The organism is Kitasatospora sp. MAP12-44, from assembly GCF_029892095.1.
Classification (GTDB): Bacteria; Actinomycetota; Actinomycetes; order Streptomycetales; family Streptomycetaceae; genus Kitasatospora.
Genome location: NZ_JARZAE010000004.1, coordinates 4,474,492 through 4,491,868 on the forward strand (window position 1 = coordinate 4,474,492; position 17,377 = coordinate 4,491,868).

28 protein-coding genes and 1 tRNA gene are annotated in these 17,377 nt (G+C 70.4%); 7 read left to right on the top strand and 22 right to left on the bottom strand.

Annotated features, from left to right (window positions below; all coding sequences use genetic code 11):
* Positions 1 to 9: 9 nt before the first annotated feature.
* From P3T34_RS20825 to P3T34_RS20920, 20 genes are all read right to left on the bottom strand, one after another.
* Positions 10 to 1,206 carry a phage portal protein gene (locus tag P3T34_RS20825; RefSeq protein ID WP_280667541.1) on the bottom strand — a complete coding sequence of 399 codons (1,197 nt, stop codon included), beginning with the start codon at positions 1,204 to 1,206 and terminating at the stop codon, positions 10 to 12.
* The gene (locus P3T34_RS20830; RefSeq protein WP_280667542.1) at positions 1,206 to 1,433 is read right to left on the bottom strand and encodes a hypothetical protein; all 228 of its coding nucleotides are present in this window, start codon (positions 1,431 to 1,433) and stop codon (positions 1,206 to 1,208) included. Before P3T34_RS20830 ends, P3T34_RS20825 begins: the two co-directional genes overlap by 1 nt.
* A complete protein-coding gene (locus tag P3T34_RS20835) occupies positions 1,430 to 3,064 on the bottom strand; it encodes a terminase TerL endonuclease subunit (RefSeq protein ID WP_280667543.1) in 1,635 nt (544 codons plus the stop codon). Before P3T34_RS20835 ends, P3T34_RS20830 begins: the two co-directional genes overlap by 4 nt.
* On the bottom strand, positions 3,021 to 3,542 hold the full coding sequence (locus P3T34_RS20840) for a P27 family phage terminase small subunit (protein ID WP_280667544.1): 522 nt from the start codon (positions 3,540 to 3,542) through the stop codon (positions 3,021 to 3,023). The genes P3T34_RS20835 and P3T34_RS20840 overlap by 44 nt, the downstream gene beginning before the upstream one ends.
* A gap of 116 nt (positions 3,543 to 3,658) precedes the next feature.
* The gene (locus tag P3T34_RS20845; RefSeq protein ID WP_280667545.1) at positions 3,659 to 3,844 is read right to left on the bottom strand and encodes a hypothetical protein; all 186 of its coding nucleotides are present in this window, start codon (positions 3,842 to 3,844) and stop codon (positions 3,659 to 3,661) included.
* Positions 3,841 to 4,185, bottom strand: coding sequence for an HNH endonuclease (locus P3T34_RS20850; RefSeq protein ID WP_280667546.1), 345 nt, complete (start codon positions 4,183 to 4,185; stop codon positions 3,841 to 3,843). The genes P3T34_RS20845 and P3T34_RS20850 overlap by 4 nt, the downstream gene beginning before the upstream one ends.
* A gap of 32 nt (positions 4,186 to 4,217) precedes the next feature.
* Complete coding sequence (locus P3T34_RS20855; protein ID WP_280667547.1) at positions 4,218 to 4,460, bottom strand: hypothetical protein; 243 nt, start codon at positions 4,458 to 4,460, stop codon at positions 4,218 to 4,220.
* Positions 4,461 to 4,661: a MerR family DNA-binding transcriptional regulator gene (locus P3T34_RS20860; RefSeq protein ID WP_280667548.1), complete on the bottom strand. Its 201-nt coding sequence runs from the start codon at positions 4,659 to 4,661 to the stop codon at positions 4,461 to 4,463.
* Positions 4,662 to 4,766: 105 nt separating this feature from the next.
* A complete protein-coding gene (locus tag P3T34_RS20865) occupies positions 4,767 to 5,354 on the bottom strand; it encodes a hypothetical protein (RefSeq protein WP_280667549.1) in 588 nt (195 codons plus the stop codon).
* A 66-nt stretch (positions 5,355 to 5,420) separates the two neighbouring features.
* Positions 5,421 to 5,999: a hypothetical protein gene (locus P3T34_RS20870; RefSeq protein ID WP_280667550.1), complete on the bottom strand. Its 579-nt coding sequence runs from the start codon at positions 5,997 to 5,999 to the stop codon at positions 5,421 to 5,423.
* A gap of 51 nt (positions 6,000 to 6,050) precedes the next feature.
* Positions 6,051 to 6,569 carry a hypothetical protein gene (locus P3T34_RS20875; protein WP_280667551.1) on the bottom strand — a complete coding sequence of 173 codons (519 nt, stop codon included), beginning with the start codon at positions 6,567 to 6,569 and terminating at the stop codon, positions 6,051 to 6,053.
* Positions 6,566 to 6,736 carry a hypothetical protein gene (locus P3T34_RS20880; RefSeq protein ID WP_280667552.1) on the bottom strand — a complete coding sequence of 57 codons (171 nt, stop codon included), beginning with the start codon at positions 6,734 to 6,736 and terminating at the stop codon, positions 6,566 to 6,568. Before P3T34_RS20880 ends, P3T34_RS20875 begins: the two co-directional genes overlap by 4 nt.
* Before the next feature lie 939 nt (positions 6,737 to 7,675).
* Entirely contained in the window at positions 7,676 to 7,825 is a 150-nt protein-coding gene (locus P3T34_RS20885) for a hypothetical protein (protein WP_280667553.1), read from the bottom strand.
* Positions 7,822 to 8,421: a hypothetical protein gene (locus P3T34_RS20890; RefSeq protein ID WP_280667554.1), complete on the bottom strand. Its 600-nt coding sequence runs from the start codon at positions 8,419 to 8,421 to the stop codon at positions 7,822 to 7,824. The genes P3T34_RS20885 and P3T34_RS20890 overlap by 4 nt, the downstream gene beginning before the upstream one ends.
* A gap of 98 nt (positions 8,422 to 8,519) precedes the next feature.
* Positions 8,520 to 8,729 carry a hypothetical protein gene (locus P3T34_RS20895; protein WP_280667555.1) on the bottom strand — a complete coding sequence of 70 codons (210 nt, stop codon included), beginning with the start codon at positions 8,727 to 8,729 and terminating at the stop codon, positions 8,520 to 8,522.
* Positions 8,730 to 8,732: 3 nt separating this feature from the next.
* A complete protein-coding gene (locus P3T34_RS20900) occupies positions 8,733 to 8,915 on the bottom strand; it encodes a hypothetical protein (protein ID WP_280667556.1) in 183 nt (60 codons plus the stop codon).
* On the bottom strand, positions 8,912 to 9,379 hold the full coding sequence (locus P3T34_RS20905; protein WP_280667557.1) for a hypothetical protein: 468 nt from the start codon (positions 9,377 to 9,379) through the stop codon (positions 8,912 to 8,914). The genes P3T34_RS20900 and P3T34_RS20905 overlap by 4 nt, the downstream gene beginning before the upstream one ends.
* Positions 9,376 to 9,702 carry a hypothetical protein gene (locus tag P3T34_RS20910; RefSeq protein WP_280667558.1) on the bottom strand — a complete coding sequence of 109 codons (327 nt, stop codon included), beginning with the start codon at positions 9,700 to 9,702 and terminating at the stop codon, positions 9,376 to 9,378. The genes P3T34_RS20905 and P3T34_RS20910 overlap by 4 nt, the downstream gene beginning before the upstream one ends.
* Positions 9,699 to 10,055 (bottom strand): hypothetical protein, encoded by a 357-nt coding sequence (locus P3T34_RS20915; protein ID WP_280667559.1) that lies wholly within the window; start codon positions 10,053 to 10,055, stop codon positions 9,699 to 9,701. The genes P3T34_RS20910 and P3T34_RS20915 overlap by 4 nt, the downstream gene beginning before the upstream one ends.
* A gap of 96 nt (positions 10,056 to 10,151) precedes the next feature.
* The gene (locus tag P3T34_RS20920; RefSeq protein WP_280667560.1) at positions 10,152 to 10,640 is read right to left on the bottom strand and encodes a helix-turn-helix domain-containing protein; all 489 of its coding nucleotides are present in this window, start codon (positions 10,638 to 10,640) and stop codon (positions 10,152 to 10,154) included.
* 226 nt (positions 10,641 to 10,866) lie between these two features.
* Here P3T34_RS20920 and P3T34_RS20925 point away from each other — a divergent pair, with 226 nt between their 5' ends.
* The 5 genes from P3T34_RS20925 (at position 10,867) to P3T34_RS20945 (ending at position 13,859) form a co-directional block, all read left to right on the top strand.
* Positions 10,867 to 11,247 (top strand): transcriptional regulator, encoded by a 381-nt coding sequence (locus P3T34_RS20925; RefSeq protein WP_280667561.1) that lies wholly within the window; start codon positions 10,867 to 10,869, stop codon positions 11,245 to 11,247.
* Between the two features lie 189 nt (positions 11,248 to 11,436).
* Complete coding sequence (locus P3T34_RS20930) at positions 11,437 to 11,685, top strand: hypothetical protein (RefSeq protein WP_280667562.1); 249 nt, start codon at positions 11,437 to 11,439, stop codon at positions 11,683 to 11,685.
* A 22-nt stretch (positions 11,686 to 11,707) separates the two neighbouring features.
* Positions 11,708 to 12,967, top strand: a complete 1,260-nt coding sequence (locus P3T34_RS20935) for a site-specific integrase (RefSeq protein WP_280667563.1) — start codon at positions 11,708 to 11,710, stop codon at positions 12,965 to 12,967.
* Between the two features lie 522 nt (positions 12,968 to 13,489).
* Positions 13,490 to 13,618, top strand: a complete 129-nt coding sequence (locus P3T34_RS20940) for a DLW-39 family protein (RefSeq protein WP_211786189.1) — start codon at positions 13,490 to 13,492, stop codon at positions 13,616 to 13,618.
* Positions 13,619 to 13,786: 168 nt separating this feature from the next.
* A tRNA-Ala gene (locus P3T34_RS20945) sits at positions 13,787 to 13,859 on the top strand.
* A 75-nt stretch (positions 13,860 to 13,934) separates the two neighbouring features.
* On the opposite strand, the gene P3T34_RS20950 is transcribed toward P3T34_RS20945, so the two are convergent.
* The gene (locus P3T34_RS20950) at positions 13,935 to 14,837 is read right to left on the bottom strand and encodes a DUF5324 family protein (RefSeq protein WP_280667564.1); all 903 of its coding nucleotides are present in this window, start codon (positions 14,835 to 14,837) and stop codon (positions 13,935 to 13,937) included.
* Between the two features lie 181 nt (positions 14,838 to 15,018).
* Between P3T34_RS20950 and P3T34_RS20955 the strand changes: the two genes are divergently transcribed.
* Entirely contained in the window at positions 15,019 to 15,543 is a 525-nt protein-coding gene (locus P3T34_RS20955) for a peptidylprolyl isomerase (protein WP_280667565.1), read from the top strand.
* A gap of 112 nt (positions 15,544 to 15,655) precedes the next feature.
* Positions 15,656 to 16,603 carry a rhomboid family intramembrane serine protease gene (locus P3T34_RS20960; RefSeq protein WP_280667566.1) on the top strand — a complete coding sequence of 316 codons (948 nt, stop codon included), beginning with the start codon at positions 15,656 to 15,658 and terminating at the stop codon, positions 16,601 to 16,603.
* 330 nt (positions 16,604 to 16,933) lie between these two features.
* On the opposite strand, the gene crgA is transcribed toward P3T34_RS20960, so the two are convergent.
* On the bottom strand, positions 16,934 to 17,185 hold the full coding sequence (crgA, locus tag P3T34_RS20965) for a cell division protein CrgA (RefSeq protein ID WP_280667567.1): 252 nt from the start codon (positions 17,183 to 17,185) through the stop codon (positions 16,934 to 16,936).
* Positions 17,186 to 17,377: the final 192 nt, after the last annotated feature.

Here is a 17,377-nt window from a genome sequence, read left to right on the forward strand (position 1 = left end):
GCGGGCCTCCTAGGAGCCGATCTTGGGGGAGCCGACGGGCGGCGGGGTCGGCAGGACGAGGGCGTCGATCTCCTCGCGCTGCTCGGGGGTGAGCGGCGGGAGCTCCAGGAGCATGGCGCGGGCCTCGTCCTGGGTGATGATCCGAGCGGCGACCATCATGTGGATGCTCTGGTAGCGGGTCAGGGTGTCGCCCTGGAGGAGCGCGCTCTTGTCGAGGCGTACGTACTGGCCGCGCGGGGTGAGCGCGCCGTACCAGCGCTCCCAGCGGCCGATCCAGCCAGCGGCCCCGTACTTGAGGAAGTCCAGGGAGCGGGACTCAACGTTGGCGTAGGTGATCGCGGAGCCCTCGGACGCCTCGCCGACCAGCTCCGGCGGGACACCGAAGAAGCCGCACAACTGGGCGCCGGTCCACTTCTGGGTCGCCAGGAACTGGCTCTCCTCCGGGCTGATTTTGATCTCCTGGTAGTTCCAGCCGCCGCCCATGACCACCGGCTCCCGGCCGCGCGCGGCCGCCAGGAAGCGGGTCTTGATGGTGTTGGCCTCGTCCTGGTCGACCAGCTTCTTCGTGTTGGGGTTGGTGATCACCCCGCCCGGGTGGCCGCCGGCGTCAAACCAGTCGGTGGCGAACCTCTGAGCGGCGAAGCTCTGCCGGGCGGTGGCCATGGCGTGGCTGATCGGGGACAGGCCGGTGTGCATGCCCGGCAGCCGGTAGGCCATCCGGTGCCACACCTGATCGGGCTGCATCTTCCGGTTGCCGAACTTCCACTCCAACGTGCCGTCGTTGTTGACCGACACCTTCACCCGGTCCGGGTGCTGGAGCTCGACCTGCGTGGGCAGGCCGTACTGCCGGTCGAGGATCTCGCCGTACATGTTGCCGCGCAGCAGCAGTGACGCCATGCCCATGTACGTGAAGTCGTTGATGTCCGCCGAGGCCATCGGCTGGGTGAGCACCTCGGGCGCCGGCAGGCGGATGGCGCCGGGGATGCCGGGCTGGCCGCGGTAGACCATCGGCGTCATGCAGCTGATGACGTCGGAGACCAGGCGCACGCACTTCCACACCGTGGCGTGGCGCATCGCCCCTTCGACGGAGCCGGCCGCGTAGTCCTCGGCGGCCTGCAGGTGCGCGCCGATCGGCGGGGCGATGAACGTCAGCGCCCGGCGCTCGCGCGAGCCCGCTGACGGGGGCCTGCGGAACCAGAGGGCCATCAGCCCTCCCCCCGCTGCCGGTTACCGGGGATCAGGGCGTCAGCGGCGAGCAGGAACGCGCCAGCGACGATCAGGCCGGCCGGGCGCCAGGCCATCTCGGCGCCCCAGCTGACCAGCGCGGCCCCCGACCAGCCGGGCACGTACCGCCCGCCGGTCCGCCCCAGGCGGACCGCGTGGCCAGCCGCCGTCGCGAAGACCCCGAGCACGCGGGTGAGGTGATGGTTCACCAGATCGCCTCCGATGCCTTCGAGTCGCTGCGGCCGTCCAGCTCGGCGGAGGTCCACATGCCCATGCACAGCGCGACCGCGGCGTCGATGTGGCGTCTGCTCTTGCCTTTGGAGAGGGTGAAGCCGCGCTCACCGTTGCGCTTGACCGCTGCCTTGACCTGGGCGGCGAAGTCGGGCTCACCGTCGTGGACGAGCGTTCCGGCGAGGATCGCGTCGTAGGTCAGGCCGACCGCCGGCGCCATCCGCTCCGGGCTCTGCGGCATCTCGATGACCAGCCAGCCCTCGTCCTCCAGCTGCATCGCCGGGAGTTGGAAGAACCTCGGGTCGTAGACCAGGCCCTGCCAGGCGCTGCCCAACTGCTCGGCGCGGGTGCGGATCCACTCGAACACCTCCAAGTGGTCGATGTTCCCGTCGCCCGGGTACCAGACCTTCGCCGTCGCCGCGCGGCGCCCGTCCTTGAGGGTGGTCACCTCGACGACGGCCACTGAGTCGTGCTTGAGGGCCATGTCGACGGCCAGGATGACCGGATCGCCCGGGTCCGTGGGCCAGTCGCCCTGGCAGGCATCCCACGCTCCGGGGTGGTCCGCCAGCCAGGACTCGTCGACGACGTCGACCCACTCGTTGCCGAAGTAGCGCCGCCAGTCCGAGGCGCGAACCTCGTCCTTGTCCCACTCGCGGACGCGCTTGTCGACCGACCAGATCACGTCCGCCGCTCCGGAGGCGTCCCGGCAGGCTGTGGCGCGGTCCTCGGGCTTCGTGTAGTCCAGGCCCGCCCGGGCCGAGCGCCAGTTGAAGAGGAACTTCGTCGGCGTCTGCTGGTGCTGCTCGCGCAGGCCGCGCTTGTACTTCTTGCCGAGGTAGGAGTGGTCGACGTCGTCGCCGGCGGTGGAGAGGCTGATCACCCGACCCGGACCGCGCCGAACCTCCCGAACTTCGCCGGTTTCCAGGGGAATTCGGTACGTCAGGGTGCGTTTCGAGGTGGATTTGGTCACCACGTCGTGGAACACCGCGCGACGGTCGCCGGTGTCGCCGAACTCGTGGATCTCGTCCGCGAGGAACAGCGTGGGCTGGCCGCCCTGGTTGGTCGCCCCGACCGTCGCCGTGCGGAACAGCCGGCCCGGCCGGCCGTCGGCGAACTTCGTCTCGGCGTCGTACACCTCGAAGAACCCGCACAGCGGCGCGATGTCCACGGTCTGGTCGCGCCCGCCCATCATCGTGGCCGCCGCCGCATACAGCAGGTTCGCCTGCTCCCACGACGCCGCGGCCACGACCACGTTCGGGCTGACCGGCGCCAACTGCGGCGGCCCGCCGAACTCCAGGACACCAAGGGCGGCGATCAGCGCGGTCTTACCGTCACCGCGCGCAGCTCCTCGCAGTGCCTCGTCGTAGCGCCAGATGTCGCAGGCCGGGCAGTACTCGTACCAGCGCCAGATGAACACCTTCTGGTCCTGGCGCAACCGGAACGGCTTCCCGAAGGAATCGCCCTCCGCGAGGATCAGGTTCTCCTCGATCCAGCACACCGCCAGGCCCCCGAAGGACGGCCACAGTTCGCCCGCCCCGGGCGTCCAGCCGCAGTCGACGCAGGAGTCAGCCGCCGAGCTGGGTGAGCCGAGGGTCTTCTTCCGCGCCACGGCTCACCTCCCGTGCCACGTACTGGGCGTTCATGCCCGCCAGGGTCCGTTTCTCCGTCAGCAGGGCGATTCCCAGGCTGGCGCGGTGCGCCGGCCCGATGCCGATCTGCCGCTCGCACGCCTGGACCGTCCCCAGCGCCATCTCGGCGGCCTTGTACAGGGGGTTCAGCACGTCCTGGCCCTGGCTGCCGACCCCGAGCGGCGCCTGGTCGGCCTGCCGGGAGAGGATCAGGTACCGGTTGAGGGCCTCCAACCAGCGCAGCACCAGCACTTCGTCCGCCGGCGTCAGCGCGGTGGCGACCTGGTCGTCCCAGTACCGCTCCCACGCGGTCACCGCGTCATCGCACCACTCGACACCCGGCGGCGCCTGCGGCAGCTCCAACTGGGCCCCCTGGAGGGCCGTCAGCTCGGTGCGGCGCCCGTTGCGCCGGTCCACCGCCGCACCAGGCGGCTTCTTCGTCCTGGGCAGAGCGACCACCCCCCAAGCCGGGCCCCCGAAAAAAACATGCGCTTTGGTACCACGCAAAAATGGGGCCAAGGGCGAGGGGTCAGGAAGATGATCATGTAAAAAACCTGATCAGCCCGCTGATCGCGTCAGCGCCGTCTCTTGCCCGCACTGCGGCGCGGGGGCAGTATCCAGGTGGCCTGCTCGGGGTGGCCGATCAGGTCGACCAGCCACCCTGTGGCGAACACTGGTCTGGCGTCGCGCACATGGTGTAGGTGACTGTCCTTGATCTCACAGTGCGGTGAGCCCAGGCAGGCAGTGAAGTCGGTGGTCATGGTTGCGCCGCTCGCTGCTGGGCGCCGCGCCTGCTGTTGCACGACCGGTGCGCCGGCCGCAGGGGACTGTCGCCGCCGCCCTGGGCGCGCGGCACCTCATGGTCGGCGGTGATCGGGTCGCCCTCGCTGCCAGGCTGGCCGCAGATCCAGCACCGCATGTCCGCCGACACCTCGGCGCGCCGCCGTTGCTGGTGCGCCCAACCCAGGCCGCGCCGGGTGGTGTTGGCCTTGGGCCGGGCATTCATCCTGGCCTCCAACGCGGCCTGGCAGGTCGGGCAGCGGCTGCGACCGGTGCGCGCGTCGAACAGCACCTTGCAGTCCAGGCAGAAGCGTTTGGGCATCACGGCCTCCAGTCCCTGGTGGTGGCGCCGTGTCAGGCGCCGGGGTCCGGCGACTTCGGTTCTCGCCGGTCGGCGGCCAGGTCCGGGACGAGGTCCGGTGAACCTGGTGGCTTCACGGATCCGCCGGCGAATCCGAGCGGCGCCTTGACGGTCGGCTCGACCGGATCGGCGAGCAACCGTCGCAGCGTCTCCTCGACTTGGCGCAGAAGCTTCGGGCTGGCGCCGTCGATCTCGGCCGTCGCGGTGTTCGCGCCGCGTGTCACGGTGATGCGCACTCAGCACTCCGGCAGGCTGCGGCCGGCGCGCTCGCGGGTGCGGGCCTCGGTCTGGGCGACGGCGAGCTGCCGGTAGAGCGGCCGCCCTCGGTCGTCCAGGCCGGCTGGCTCCAGGAGACCGCGGCGTTTCCAGCTGCGGATGGTGGCCGGGTCGACGCCGCAGAGCGCGGCCGCCTCCGGGCCGGTCAGGAGCGCATCCACCGTGTGGCCTCCTCGCCGGAAACGCCGAAGGGCCCGACCGATGGTCGGGCCCTTCGTGAAGCGGACGCAGTTGTTCTGCTGGTAGTAGCGTTGCACAGCCGGCGATCATGCGCAAGCGTCGGCCGGCCGGGGCTTCGTGATCTGCGAGATCCGCGACGCCGAGAGCTCGGGCCGGACCATGTCACGCGGCTCGACTCCGCCGGCGCGCAGCCGCTGCATGACCGTGTTGCGGGCGCTCTCGGCGTCGGCGAGGTCGGTGCGGCACTGGCGCACAGCTGCGATAGTCAGGTCGAGAGTCGGCAGATCGTCAATGTCCAGCGGGCCACGAAGCTGCAGGGCCCAGTGGGCTCTGAGCGCGCTGCATGCCTGCTCGTTCAGCGCGTTCATCCCAGCCTCGCCGCGCGGGTGCTGGTAGTAACCGGTGACGCGCCCGAGGAGGATGCGCTCAGGCACCGGGCCGTCGGTGGCCGGGTGCTCGATGAACGGGCTGTCGGGGTCCTGCAGCTCGGTGTTCAGGCGGCCGCGGGCGAACATCGTGGGGCCGTTGCGCCGCGGGTCTTGGACGAGCAGCCGCATGGTGGTCTCGGTGAACGTGCTGACGTTCAGGACGAGGGCCTGGGCCTGGAGGGCCCAACCGGCGAGGCCGGGCAGACCGTGGAGGGTGACGTCCAGGACGTCGCCAGGGCGGTACAAATCAGGTTCCTCTCGGGGCGGTGCAGCGCGTTCAACGACCGCGTTGAACGCGCTGCACAGAGATGGTCAGGCGGCGTGCAGCTCGGTCAGCAGACGCTCGGCACGGTCGCTGTACTCGCTCGGCCGGAGCACGGCGACGCAGGATGGGTTGGCGCACTCGCGCATCCCGTCCGGCCGCTCGGCCATCGTGAGCAGCCGGCACCGCGGGCACGGGATCCGGACCGGTCGGCGCGGAGCAGCGCAGGTGGCGCGGCCGAGTGTGCGGTGCAGCTGGTCGATCTCGGCGGCGTAAGGGCCCGCGAGGTCTCGGGTGACAGCGAACTCGTGCTCGGCGAGGAGGTAACGCAGGTGGACGCTCACCACCGCCTCGCCGGGCCGGCGGTTGGTCAGCCAGCCGCCCCAGTCGTTCGCACGCCGCTGCTCCGAGCGGATGGCGGCCGCCCAGCTGCCTAGCAGCTGCTCCGTGTCGACCACCAGGTCGAGCACGTCAGTGCGGAGCGGAAGCGGGGCCTCCCGGGTGGCGCCGGAGACACGGCCGCCGCGAGGCACGCTGGCGGGCAGCAGCGCGAGGTGCGTGTACACGAGCAGCTCGGGCAGCTCGGTGAGCTGGGCACGGAGGGCGGTGGCGGCGGCGAAGTCGAGCATGTCCGGTCTCCTGAGCGGGTTGGGCGAGTTCAGGTGGTGAGCGACGGGCCGTCAGCAGCGTTGCCGTTCCAAAGCGGCGCGTACGTCCGACGGGCAGAGGTGGGCGTGCCACTTGCAGGGGTTGGCCGCGTCGGCGCAGAGCGCCTGGACAGCGGCGATGCGGGCTGCGGCTTCGGCGAGCTGTTGCCGGAGGCGGAGCTCGCGGGCCTGCCGGCCACCAGCGGTGCGGCGCAGCTGCTCCAGCTCGGCTCGGAGTCCGGTGACCGCGATGCGGAGCGCGGGCCCCTCGTCCGGGCCGAGGACCCCGCGCGCGGCGCGGTCCACCAGGTGGTCGAGGAGCTCGTCCGACTCGGCCGGAGGGCTCGCAGCCTCGCGCCCGTTGGACGGTACGGCGGCCAGCGCACTGGCGACCTCGGTGACGGCTCCGGCTGCGGCGGCCCAGGCGAGCCGAATTCGGACCGGGAGATCGTCCCAGGCGGGCATGGGCTCACCGCGGTGGTTGAGGCCGCTGGTGGTGGCTCCGTAGGCGGCGTAGGCGATCTGAGCGGGGGTCTGGTCGGGCATGGTCATCGCGGGTAGTCCTCTCGGGCGTGTGTGTCGGCGTCGGGGTCGGGAGTGATGTGCCAGCCGTCGCGGTGGAGGGCAGCGAGGGCGGCCTGGGCAGCCGGTCGGGCGTCATCGGCGGTCCATGGCTCCAGGGCACTCGCGAGGGCGGCGAGGGCGGCATCGGGGCTCATGCGGCTCTCCAGCTCGCGGCTTCGAGGTCGATTCGGCTTGGGTGGGCGATGGGTCGGTGCTGGCCTCGGAGGCGCGTGCACGGGAGTCCTGGCTGGGCGCCGCAGTTCTCGGCCGGGCACGGCACGGTCAGGCCGGCTGGCCGGTGCGGCGGTTCGGGTGGCGGAGATTGATCGTTTTCACCTCGCGCGCCCGCGCGGACCTGTGGCTGAGGTGAGGGCTCAGCCGTCTCTGTGTGGGTGAGGGGGTACCTACCGGAGGTAGGTGACTGTGTACCCCCCGCCGGGGACACTGTCCGGACGGTGTCCCCGGACACTGTCCAGGGGTGTCCGCGGACACTGTCCAGGCTCTCGGATGGTGTCCCCGGACACTCTCCGGAACCCCCGCCGGGGACACTGTCCGGAACCCCCGCCGGGGACACTGTCCGGACGGTGTCTCCGGACACCATCCGCTCACGCTCCTCAATCTCTCGGAGCTTCTGGACGGCCCGCGCCCGCTTCTGGCGGGTCTCCTCCACGATGTGCAGGACCGAGCCCCAGTCGGGACCACCCACCGGGATGACCAGCTGATACTCGGTGTTGTTGTTCGGGCGCCGTTTGCCGCTGATCATGCCGACCGCCTCCAGCACCTGGAGGCACCGGGAGACAGCTGGCTCGGAGAAGCCGGTGAGGCCGGCGAGCTTGTCCCGGCCGGGAAAGCACCTGGAGCCGTCAGCGTTGGCGAACGTGGCCAGCCAGACTCCAACTGCCCCCACCCGCGCCAGCCGCTTGCCGACGCGCAGCACCTCGTTGCGCAACGTGCGGGTCCACACGCTGCGCACGGACTCGACGCTCTCGGGCCTCTGGTTGCTCAAGGGGTGCTCTCCGGTGCGGTGGTGTGGTCGCCCGTGGCGGGCCGATGCTCGGCAGGCCCGCCACGGGCCGTACGGGGGCGAGGCAGCGTCAGAACGGCGGCCGCAGCGCGTCGACAAGGCGGCGCAGGCAGCCGCGCGGGGGCAGCGGGGCGAGGAACCAGCCGCGGCCATCTGGGCGGATCAGCTCCAGGGCCGGGCGCGGCTCATCGATGCGGACGATGCGAAGTGGGGCGGTCACTTGGTCTCTCCAGGTGGGGTGTTGAGGGGGCGGCCGCAGCTGCACTCGATCGCGTCACCCACCGGCGTGAGGTACCGCCAGCGGTGGAACGGGCACGGCGCGACCAGACCGCGGCCGGGTGCGTGCTGGGTGATCGCGGCACGGCCGTTGTAGGGGCCGCCCATGGCGCGGATCGGGTGGAGGTCGCCGCAGGCCAGGCACTGGCCGACGGTGCCGGGCGGGATGGCGGCGGTGAGGCGCTGGTTGCGCGAGCCGGGGCAGTAGCGCGGCGGCGCGAGGGCCTGCGGGGTGAACAGGAGCGCGCGGCCGGCCGGTCCGGCGGGCTCCTGGCCGGAGCCGACGGCCCGGCCGTCGCAGGGCCCGCAGACGCGCTCGCCGTCCGGCAGCTGCTCGCGGGCGAGGAAGCTGTCGCCGTGGACGGAGCCGGCGCACCACAGGTTGTAGACGGTGTGGCTGTCGCCGTACCGGATGCCGGAGCGGACGCGGTGCCAGCGGCTCATCCGGTCCGTGCGTACGAAGCGCGGGCCCTCGGTGAGCGGCTCGGCGTCGATCCGGCATGGGCTGGTCGTGATGGGTGGGAACAGGTAGACCGGCACGGCGAGCTCCTGGTGGTGCTGGTGGTCAGGTGTGGTCGGGCTATCTCGGTCCCGGCCGACCGCCGGGGCGGCGGGCCGGGTTGATGCGGTCGAGCGGGTCAGCGGCGCCCCGGTGGGACGGGAGCGGCCAACGGGCCTCGCAGCCGGGCGTCGACGTCGTCGTCGACCGAGACGCCTGCGGCGTCCAGGGCGGCGGCGAGGGCGAGTCCAGCGGTCACCGTCTGCGGCTGCAGCGAGTGCAGGCAGGTGGCGATGTGGTCGACGACCGTGCGTCGGACCGTCGCGAGGCGGTGGGCCGTCCCGTCCATGGATCAGGCCTCCGGGGAGTGTTGGGCGGGCAGGTGTGCGAGGCGCTGCTGTCGGGCCTGCCTGGCTGCGTGGATCCGTCGGCGGTGGGCGCGCTGCTCCGCGCTGGGCCAGTGCGCGATGGCTACTGCGGCAGCGACCGGAGCGGCGAGGACCGCGACGGAGATGGCGCCTCCGAGCGTGGTCACGAGTCACCGTCCGAGTCGTAGGAGGCCAGCAGCGGGACGGGGACGACGCGGTAGCCGCTCTCCGCGTACTTGCCGCTGTCTGCCGCGAGGGCGACGTGCAGGTGCACGGTGCCGGCGTCGTCGGGCTCCTCCTCGACCCAGGACAGCTGTTCGTCGCCGACCATGTCCCGGTAGTGGCCGACGCAGTGCGACTGTGCCTCGGCGCGGGCCAGGTAGGTGCCCAGCGGCAGCACGCCGACCTCGGCTCGCCAGGCGACGAGCCCCTCGCCGCCGATCCCGAGGATGAGCTCGTAGGCCTCGACGGTGCGGGCGACCAGTCGGCGCTCGCCCAGGAGCGCGGCGTTGCGCTGCTGAGCGGTGGCGGCGACCCGGGCCGATGTCTGAACCTGCCCGAGTGCCGCGGTCAGTTCGGCGCCCAGCCGCCCGACCTCGGCGAGAAGCTCCTGGGTCGTGAGCGTGCTCACTGCGCACCGCCAGGCAACTCATCGGCCGAGATCTGGATAAACGCTTGGACCCGCATACCGTGCGCGGTGCCCTCCGCCCTGAACCACGTCCTCGTCACGCCATCCGACGCGGTCCACGGGCTGCCCCCCTCGACGTCAACGCCGATAGCGGCAGCGACGCGGCGCAGCAGGGGCAGACTGTCGAGCTCGTTGGGGAGCAGGGCGAAGAGCTCCGTCGGGTCGAATGTCCAGCGGATCGGCGACTCGGCGAGGTCGGGGTGCTGCGCAAGGAGCACGTGCAGGGCGGCGATCGCGGGCAGGACGCTGGTGGGGCTGGTGCTCACGAGTGCACCAGCTCTCGGGCCGTGTTGGCCGGCGTGCGGAGCGGGACGGTCGCGCTGATGTGCACCGAGACGTCGTCGACCGTGGTGGCGATCGTCCAGACGCGCTGCGCGCCGGCCGCAGTGGCCACGTCGCGGTGACCCACCCTGTGATCGCGGTGCAGTCGGCGACACCAGGTGTCGAGGGTGATCAGCGCGCGGTCGTGCGCGGGGAACACGCCGGTGGCGAGGCCCCCGTCGTAGTTCCATGACGGGGTGATGTCCTGCGCGACGCCGGCCTTGGAGAGGTGGCTGAGCAGCTTAGCGACGGCGATCATCGCCGCGGCCTGGAGCTGCAGTTCGGTAGGCTGCGACATGCGGCCTGCCTCCTTCTGTGATCGTTGGGTGTGGTGGGCCCTGGGTCGTCCTCTGGGGTCCAAGCCGGGGACGGCCCGCCCACGTTTTTGGGCAGATCAGGCAGCTGCGGTGGTCCGCGCGGCCTTGAGCTCTGCGAGGACCTGCTGTCGGTCGAACCGGCGGTCCCGGCCGACGTAGATGGGCTCGATGCGGCCCTCGTTGATCTCGATGTCCAACCAGTTCTCGCTCTTCCGCAGGTAGCGGAGGAGCTCCTTGGGGGTCATCAGGGGCTCGGGCCCGGCGTCGGGTGTCGTGGTCTGCATCTCGTCTCTCGGTGTAGATGTAGAGTTGACGACCACGGAAAGTTCGACGATGAAGAGGTCGGTGAGCGGCTTGCCGAGTGCGGTGGAGATCAGCTTGGCGACGTGCTCGCTGCACTCCTCGCGGGCGGTCTTCCCCTGGCCGACCACGAAGCCGACCATCGCCTGTGAGATGCCGGCGCCGGTCGGGTCTGCCCGTCGGGTGGCTTCGGTCAGGCTGGGGATCTTGAGGCCGGCCTCCTTCATGGCCTTCCGGAGCTCGGCTCCGTTGTTCCGTCGTCGCATGGTGTCCTCGCGTGGCTGGTTCTGACGTTCCCTGGTGGGCCCGTCGGCTTGATGTCTCCTTTCTACATGTAGATGTAGAGCTTCGTCAATGGGGTCGGACGTGGGTGATCGGGGGTCTACGGGGGTCCTTCTACTCCTTAGCGGTGCGTTAAGAGATGCACAGTTGTCAGTCACAAGCGGTAGACCAGCTTGCACAGGCACGCAGTGCCGGGCGATCCTTCTACACATGGATGCAGAAGCGAGAGACGCAGCGGCGCCTGAGGACCTGTCCGCGCTGCTAGTGCGCGCCCTCGCCGAGGTCGGCCGCAACCAGTCCTGGCTGGCGAAGGAGACCAGCATCCCCCTGCCCACCATCAACGCCTGGGTGAAGCGCACCCGCGGTGGTGAGGGCCGGATCGACCCCGACCGCCTCCGGCTGATCGCCAACGTGCTGCCCGGTGTCACGGTGGCCGAGATCTTCGAAGCCGCAGGCAGGCGTGTTCCTGGCCCCCTTGACGAGGAGCGCGAGCGCAAGCTGCTGCGGCTCTATCGTGCGCTTCCGACAGCCTCTCAGCGGATGTTGGTGGAGCAGGCTGAGATGCTCGCGAAGGTCGCCCGCGCGTCGTAGCGGGACATGCCAAAAGTCGATCTATCGGCATCCGGAACGCGATCGTTCGTTTTTCTACCTAACCCAGTGTGAGGTGTCACTCGAACGGGGTACCGTTCGGGAGCGCGCCGCAGTTCTCCTCCTCCAGCTGCTGCGACACGAGTTGCTCTATCGTGCCGATTGCCGGGGGTTCCCATGTGCATCCGTCTAGTGCCAGTCGATCTCGCTGCCGAACTGGTGTCCTACGACGCAGTGGACGTCTCGATCCGCGTCCGCCGGGGCGCCAACCCCGAGTACGTCATGGCCGAAATCAGCGCCATCCTGTCCGACCTCGACGCGCCTTCCGCCGCGGTTGGTGCACTCTGCTTCTGCGGGGACCCGATCACCCTGCCGCCCGAGCTCCTCGCGCAGCAGGCCGGGTGTCGCGACGACCGCCGGCAGGTGCTCCGTGGGGCGTAAGTCCACCAACAACCCCCGCCAGATGCCCAGCATGAAGTGCGGGTGCAAGCGCTGCCGGGAGAAGTTCGGCACGAAGGTCAGGGCCCGGAAGGACTGCATCGGTAACTGGCAGGCCCGCTACACCGCCCCCGACGGCCGGGGACTGTCCGAGACCTTTGAGACCGAGGACGAAGGCATCGCCTTCCTGGAGCGCACCCGCGAGGAGATCCGCCAGCGGAAGTGGATCGACCCGACCCGCGCCGAGATCACCCTGACCACCTGGAGGATCACGTGGCGGGGGCTCCAGACCGGGGAAGAGGCCACCCTCGACCGCGACGACCGGCTGTGGCGGAACCACATCGAGCCCCACTTCGGTGGCTGGCGGATCTGCGACATCGCCTGGTCGGACGTCCAGGCCTGGGTCAACAACCTAGACGGGCCGCTCGCGCCTTCATCTGTGACCAAAGTCTTCCAGGTCCTCGACCGGATGTTGGCTGCGGCGCTTCGCGACCGCCGGCTGCCCTTCAATCCCGCCGACAGCATCAAGCTGCCGAAGATCAAGAAGCAGCACCCGGAGGACCGCCGGCCCCCGACGTACGTTCAGCTGCGGGCGGTTCGGCGGAAGCTTCCGGACTATCACTTCACTCTCCAGATCGTTGCCCAGGAGACTGGGCTCCGTTGGGGCGAGCTGGCCGGCTTGCGGGCCTGCTGGGTAGACCTTCCGGGTACACGCATCCAGGTTCGGGAAGTGCTCAGTGAGGTGAACGGCAAGCTGAGTCGGAAGGCGTATCCGAAGGAGAACGCGAGCTTGCGGACCGTTCCCCTTACTCCGCTCGCGGTTCGGGTGCTTCGCGCGCACCTCGCGGCCGAGCAGCCCTCACTGGCCCAGACCGAGCCGGATGATGGGCTGCACCCGGAGGAGCTGGTGTTTCACGGGCGCAACCGCCGGCAGCGAGGAACCGGCGCGGCTTACCGGGCACCCCTTCGTCGATCCGCGTTCCGCCGCCTGTGGATAACTGCAATCGAACAGGCCGGGGTGATGCGGAAGACGGTGCGGAAGCTTCCGGACGGAGGAACGCGGACGGACTACTGGCCAGACTTCCACGACCAGCGGCACGCGTTCGCCTCCAGATTGCACGGCTGCGGCGTGCCAGAGGTCATCGTGCAGGAGGTGCTCGGCCACGAGCGCGGCGGCGAGGTTACGTGGCTCTACACCCACGCGGCGGCCGACGTCGCGGGCCAGGTGCTTGCGGCGCTGAGGGGCGATCCGGTGGATAAGCCCAGGCTGCGCGCGGTGGCGTGAGCCATGGACTCATCCAAAACTGCTCCAAAAACAGGTCGGTGCCGTGTGGGGGTCAAGGGGGGTGCACGGGGGTCTATTGGCGTAGAAACCCGTGACCTGCGGTCTAATGCAGACGCGCTGACCTGCCGAAACGACCGTCCCTGATAAGGAAGAGGCCACAGGTTCAAGTCCTGTTAGGCCCACCTGCGAGAACGGCCCCCTCCCGAATTTCGGGAGGGGGCCGTTCTGTTGTCGTCTGCGGCGCATCTGCGGCCGAGGCGCCGGGGTGTGATCCGGGCCACTCGGCGGGCCGGGTGCTGGGGGCGGGAGGAGTCGGGGCGTCAATCCGGTGTCAGGGTCAGCCGGTTGGGGCACTGCTGGCCGGTCTCGAACAGGACACAGGTGTGTATCATCGGCCGCATGGCGGTTCGTCCATTCGACCGCCGGTTCGTACTTGTACATCCGAGGACTCGCAGTCCTGGTCGTGACGGCCGGGGACCCTTCTGTTGAGCCCGCCATTTGCTAGAAGGACGAGGTCCCGCGGTGAAGAAGCTCCTCCTGGTCGCCCTGGTCGCCCTCGGCGGCTTCTTTGTCTACCGTCAGGTCCAGGCCGACCGTGCCGAGCAGGACCTGTGGACCGAGGCCACCGACCCGATCCCGGCCGGCCGCTGAGGTTCGAGCCTGGATGGCGGGAGGCCCGTAGGGCCTCCCGGTCCGGCCGGTCGCGGCTGCCCGCGTGGGCATTCGCACCGGTCACCCGCCGCTGCCGGGAATACCTGCTGAAGATTCTCCGCAGGACCCGGTACGCTGTTGCCTGACGGCGCCACGCCGCTCCGTCGCGGGGCTTTAGCTCAGTTGGTAGAGCGCTGCCTTTGCAAGGCAGATGTCAGGAGTTCGAGTCTCCTAAGCTCCACAGCGCATCAACGCCAGAGGCCGATCCGGATCACCGGGTCGGCCTCTGGCGTTGCTGCGGAGGATCGCCGGTCGGTCAGTGCGGCTTGCGCGGGTCGTGCGGCTTGGGGTGCTCCTCGTGGGTGTGGCCGTGTGCGCCGTGGGTGTGGCCGTCGCTGTGCGGGTCGGCCGCCGGGCGCGGGCCGCTGCCGGGGGACTGCTCCTCGGGCGTCGAGCCGTTGAGCGCGGAGGTGGCGCCCGGGCTGTCGGCGGCGCCGCTCGCGCCGGTGGCGGAGGCCCCGGTGGGGCTCGCCGGGTGGACGGCGTTCGGCGGGCCCTGGACCTGGGGCGGTTCGATCAGCCACTGCGGCTCGCTCTGCTTGCGCCACCACTGCCACATCAGCACGCCGCTGCCGACCGCGAGCGTCCCGGCGATGGCCAGCCCGGTGGCGAGGTTGTTGCGGTGGGCCTTCTTGGCGTTCTTCGCGGCCAGCTTGTTGATCTCCTGCGCGCTGACATTGCCGTGCAGGGCGGTGATCGCGGCGTTGGAGCGCAGCTGTACCTCCTGGACGAGCGGGACGGCGGCCGCGCGGGCCTCGTCGAAGGCGCCGCCGATCCTGGGCAGCGTGCTCGTCCGGGCGTGGGCGCCGGCCCGGTCCGCCGAGTGCTTGGCGGCCAGCGCGGCCTCCTGGGCCCGGTGGACGGCTCGCAGGGTGCTCTCCTGGGCCTTGGGCGGCAGGGCGGCGAAGGCGTGCTCGACGCGGGGGGCCACGTGCTTCACATAGCCGATCCGGGCCGACTGGGCGGCCTGCAGGCTGCCGGCCTTGGCCTGGCCGGTGGCGGCCTCGATTCTGGGGCCGAGCGCGTCCAGCGCCGGACCGAGCCGCTGGCGGGCCTCGTCCGCGTAGTGCGTGGCGGTGTCCTTGGCGTTGGCGGCGTACGGCGCCAAGGTGTCCAGGGTCTTGCCTGCGTTCTCGCGGGCTGTGTCCAAGCGGGTCACGAGATCCTCCATCCTGGGGTGGCGTCTCTAAGGCACATATCCACCTGATTGGAGATCATGCATCCCCATTTGTCCCCTCGCATGGCAGGCTGGGCCGTCTGCGGGCGCCGGCGCACCCGCCGGCCGGGGCGCGCGTGGGATGATCCCGGGGTCAGTGACGCAGCGATGGAAGGTGCACCCCGTGGCCGGGAAACTTCTTGCGACCCTCAGCACGAACCACGGCGACATCGTGATCGAGCTCTTCCCGAACCACGCGCCGAAGACGGTGCGCAACTTCGTCGAGCTGGCCGAGGGCGCCCGCGAGTGGACCGACCCGAACACCCGCCAGAAGTCCACCGCGCGGCTCTACGACGGCACGGTCTTCCACCGGGTGATCAGCGGTTTCATGATCCAGGGCGGCGACCCGCTGGGCGACGGCACCGGCGGCCCCGGGTACAAGTTCGCCGACGAGTTCCACCCGGACCTGGCCTTCACCAAGCCGTACCTGCTGGCGATGGCCAACTCGGGCCCGGGCACCAACGGCTCGCAGTTCTTCGTCACGGTGGCCCCGACCGCCTGGCTGACCAACAAGCACACCATCTTCGGTGAGGTCGCCGACGAGGCCAGCCGGAAGGTCGTGGAGCAGATCGCCGGCCTCCCGACCCACCAGGGCGACCGACCGGTCGACGAGGTCGTGATCGAGTCCGTCCAGATCTCCCGCACCTGACCGGCCGCGGATCACTGCCGGGCGTTGACAGCCGGCAGTAGCCTTGGCGGTCCCGGTGGTACTCCGCGCGGTGGAGGCGGCACCGGGTTCCGTCATGAGGAGGAGTGCCCGGATGGTCCAGGACGAGCCAGGCCGGCCCGATCCCGCCCGACCGCAGCCCGAGGCGGCCGCGGCCGAGCCGACGGCGCCCGTCGCGCCCGCGCAGCCGGCGCACGTGCTGCCGGGCTGCTACCGGCACCCCGAGCGGGAGACCGGGATCGGCTGCTCGCGCTGCGGTCGTCCGATCTGCCCGCAGTGCATGGTGAACGCCTCGGTGGGCTTCCACTGCCCGGAGTGCGTGAGCGGGCCCGCCGCCACGCCGACCCGCCCCGCGACCACCGTCTTCGGCGGTCGGCCGGTTCATGACGGCGCGCTGATCACCAAGATCCTGATCGGGATCAACGCGGTGGTATTCGTGCTCGCGGCCTATGTCGACAAGCCCCTGCAGCAGACCCTGCTGCTGTACAGCGTCGGCCCGCAGATCAACGGCCACCTGTACGGCGTGGCCGCCGGTCCGGACCAGTGGTACCGGCTGCTGACGGCGACCTTCCTGCACGTCCAGCCCTGGCACATCGCCTCCAACATGCTGGCGCTGTGGTGGATGGGCCCCACGGTCGAGCGGGTGCTGGGACGGCTGCGCTATCTGGCGCTGTACCTGGTCAGCGGGCTGGCCGGCAGTGCGCTGGCCTACCTGGTGGCGGGCGACGCGATGAGCTCGCTGGGCGCCTCCGGGGCGATCTTCGGCATCTTCGGCGCCACCGTGGTGCTCTACCGGGTCTACCGGCAGCCGCTGGGCCCGGTGGTCGCGCTGATCGTCTTCAACCTGGTGATCACCTTCTCGGTGCCCGGCATCGACTGGCGCGCGCATGTCGGCGGCCTGGTGGCCGGTGTGTTGACCGGGATCGGCATGATGCACGCGCCGCGGGCGAACCGGAACCTGGTGCAGGCCGGGACCGTGGTGCTGATGCTGGCCGTCGTGCTGGGGATGGTCCTGGTGGAGACGGCGCGGCTGCGGAGTTGACCGCGGCCGGTCCGGTCGGGGGAGTTCAGTTGTCCACAGCGCCGGGGGACTTGCGCACAAGCAGCCGCCCGGTCCGCTGCGGCGCGCTGGGTCTACGCGCGTCCTGCAGTGTGTTCGATGACCCCAGCGGGAGTGTGCGGAGCATGGCTCCGGGTGTGGTATTCACCGGCTCCGGCGAGTTATCCACAGGATGGAGGTACTTTTCCCCACTGTGGATAACTGTGTGGATAAGCACACCGGCCGCTGACCGAGGCGCTCGGGCAGGCCAGGGCATGGAAAAGACCGCCCCGCCGAGCGGCGGGGCGGTGCGGACGGCGGCTCAGGCCGCCGTCACTTCCACTGGGTCGAGAGACCGAAACCCGCGGCGATGAAGCCGAAGCCGACCAGGATGTTCCAGTTGCCCCAGGCATGCACCGGGTAGGTGGTGCCCGTCACGTAGAACGTGACGATCCACATCAGCCCGACCAGGAACAGGACGAGCATCGCCGGAGCCACCCAGCTCCGACCGGAGCTGATCTTGACTGCGGTCGCCGAGGCCGGCGGGGTGTAGTCGGACTTCTTGCGGAGTCGAGACTTCGGCACGAGGGGTTCTCCTGTCGATGCGCTGTAGACCGCGCAGGGTGCAGCGGGGCGAGGCGGCTGTGTGGTTGGACCGGGTCCGTACGGCGCAGGTACTCCGCACATGCCACCGGCGTCCGTTAGCGTAGTGGCTCGCCGGGTCAGAAGGAGATAAGGGTACGGTGCAGAATTCCTCGATTCCCGGAGAGATTCACC

Bases quoted from the DNA above. Each gene is read 5' to 3' on its own strand.
- P3T34_RS20825 (WP_280667541.1), bottom strand. From the start codon at position 1,206: ATGGCCCTCTGGTTCCGCAGGCCCCCGTCAGCGGGCTCGCGCGAGCGC.
- P3T34_RS20845 (WP_280667545.1), bottom strand. From the start codon at position 3,844: ATGACCACCGACTTCACTGCCTGCCTGGGCTCACCGCACTGTGAGATC.
- P3T34_RS20850 (WP_280667546.1), bottom strand. From the start codon at position 4,185: ATGCCCAAACGCTTCTGCCTGGACTGCAAGGTGCTGTTCGACGCGCGC.
- P3T34_RS20870 (WP_280667550.1), bottom strand. From the start codon at position 5,999: ATGCTCGACTTCGCCGCCGCCACCGCCCTCCGTGCCCAGCTCACCGAG.
- P3T34_RS20875 (WP_280667551.1), bottom strand. From the start codon at position 6,569: ATGACCATGCCCGACCAGACCCCCGCTCAGATCGCCTACGCCGCCTAC.
- P3T34_RS20880 (WP_280667552.1), bottom strand. From the start codon at position 6,736: ATGAGCCCCGATGCCGCCCTCGCCGCCCTCGCGAGTGCCCTGGAGCCA.
- P3T34_RS20895 (WP_280667555.1), bottom strand. From the start codon at position 8,729: ATGGACGGGACGGCCCACCGCCTCGCGACGGTCCGACGCACGGTCGTC.
- P3T34_RS20915 (WP_280667559.1), bottom strand. From the start codon at position 10,055: ATGTCGCAGCCTACCGAACTGCAGCTCCAGGCCGCGGCGATGATCGCC.
- P3T34_RS20920 (WP_280667560.1), bottom strand. From the start codon at position 10,640: ATGCGACGACGGAACAACGGAGCCGAGCTCCGGAAGGCCATGAAGGAG.
- P3T34_RS20925 (WP_280667561.1), top strand. From the start codon at position 10,867: ATGGATGCAGAAGCGAGAGACGCAGCGGCGCCTGAGGACCTGTCCGCG.
- P3T34_RS20935 (WP_280667563.1), top strand. From the start codon at position 11,708: ATGCCCAGCATGAAGTGCGGGTGCAAGCGCTGCCGGGAGAAGTTCGGC.
- P3T34_RS20960 (WP_280667566.1), top strand. From the start codon at position 15,656: ATGGTCCAGGACGAGCCAGGCCGGCCCGATCCCGCCCGACCGCAGCCC.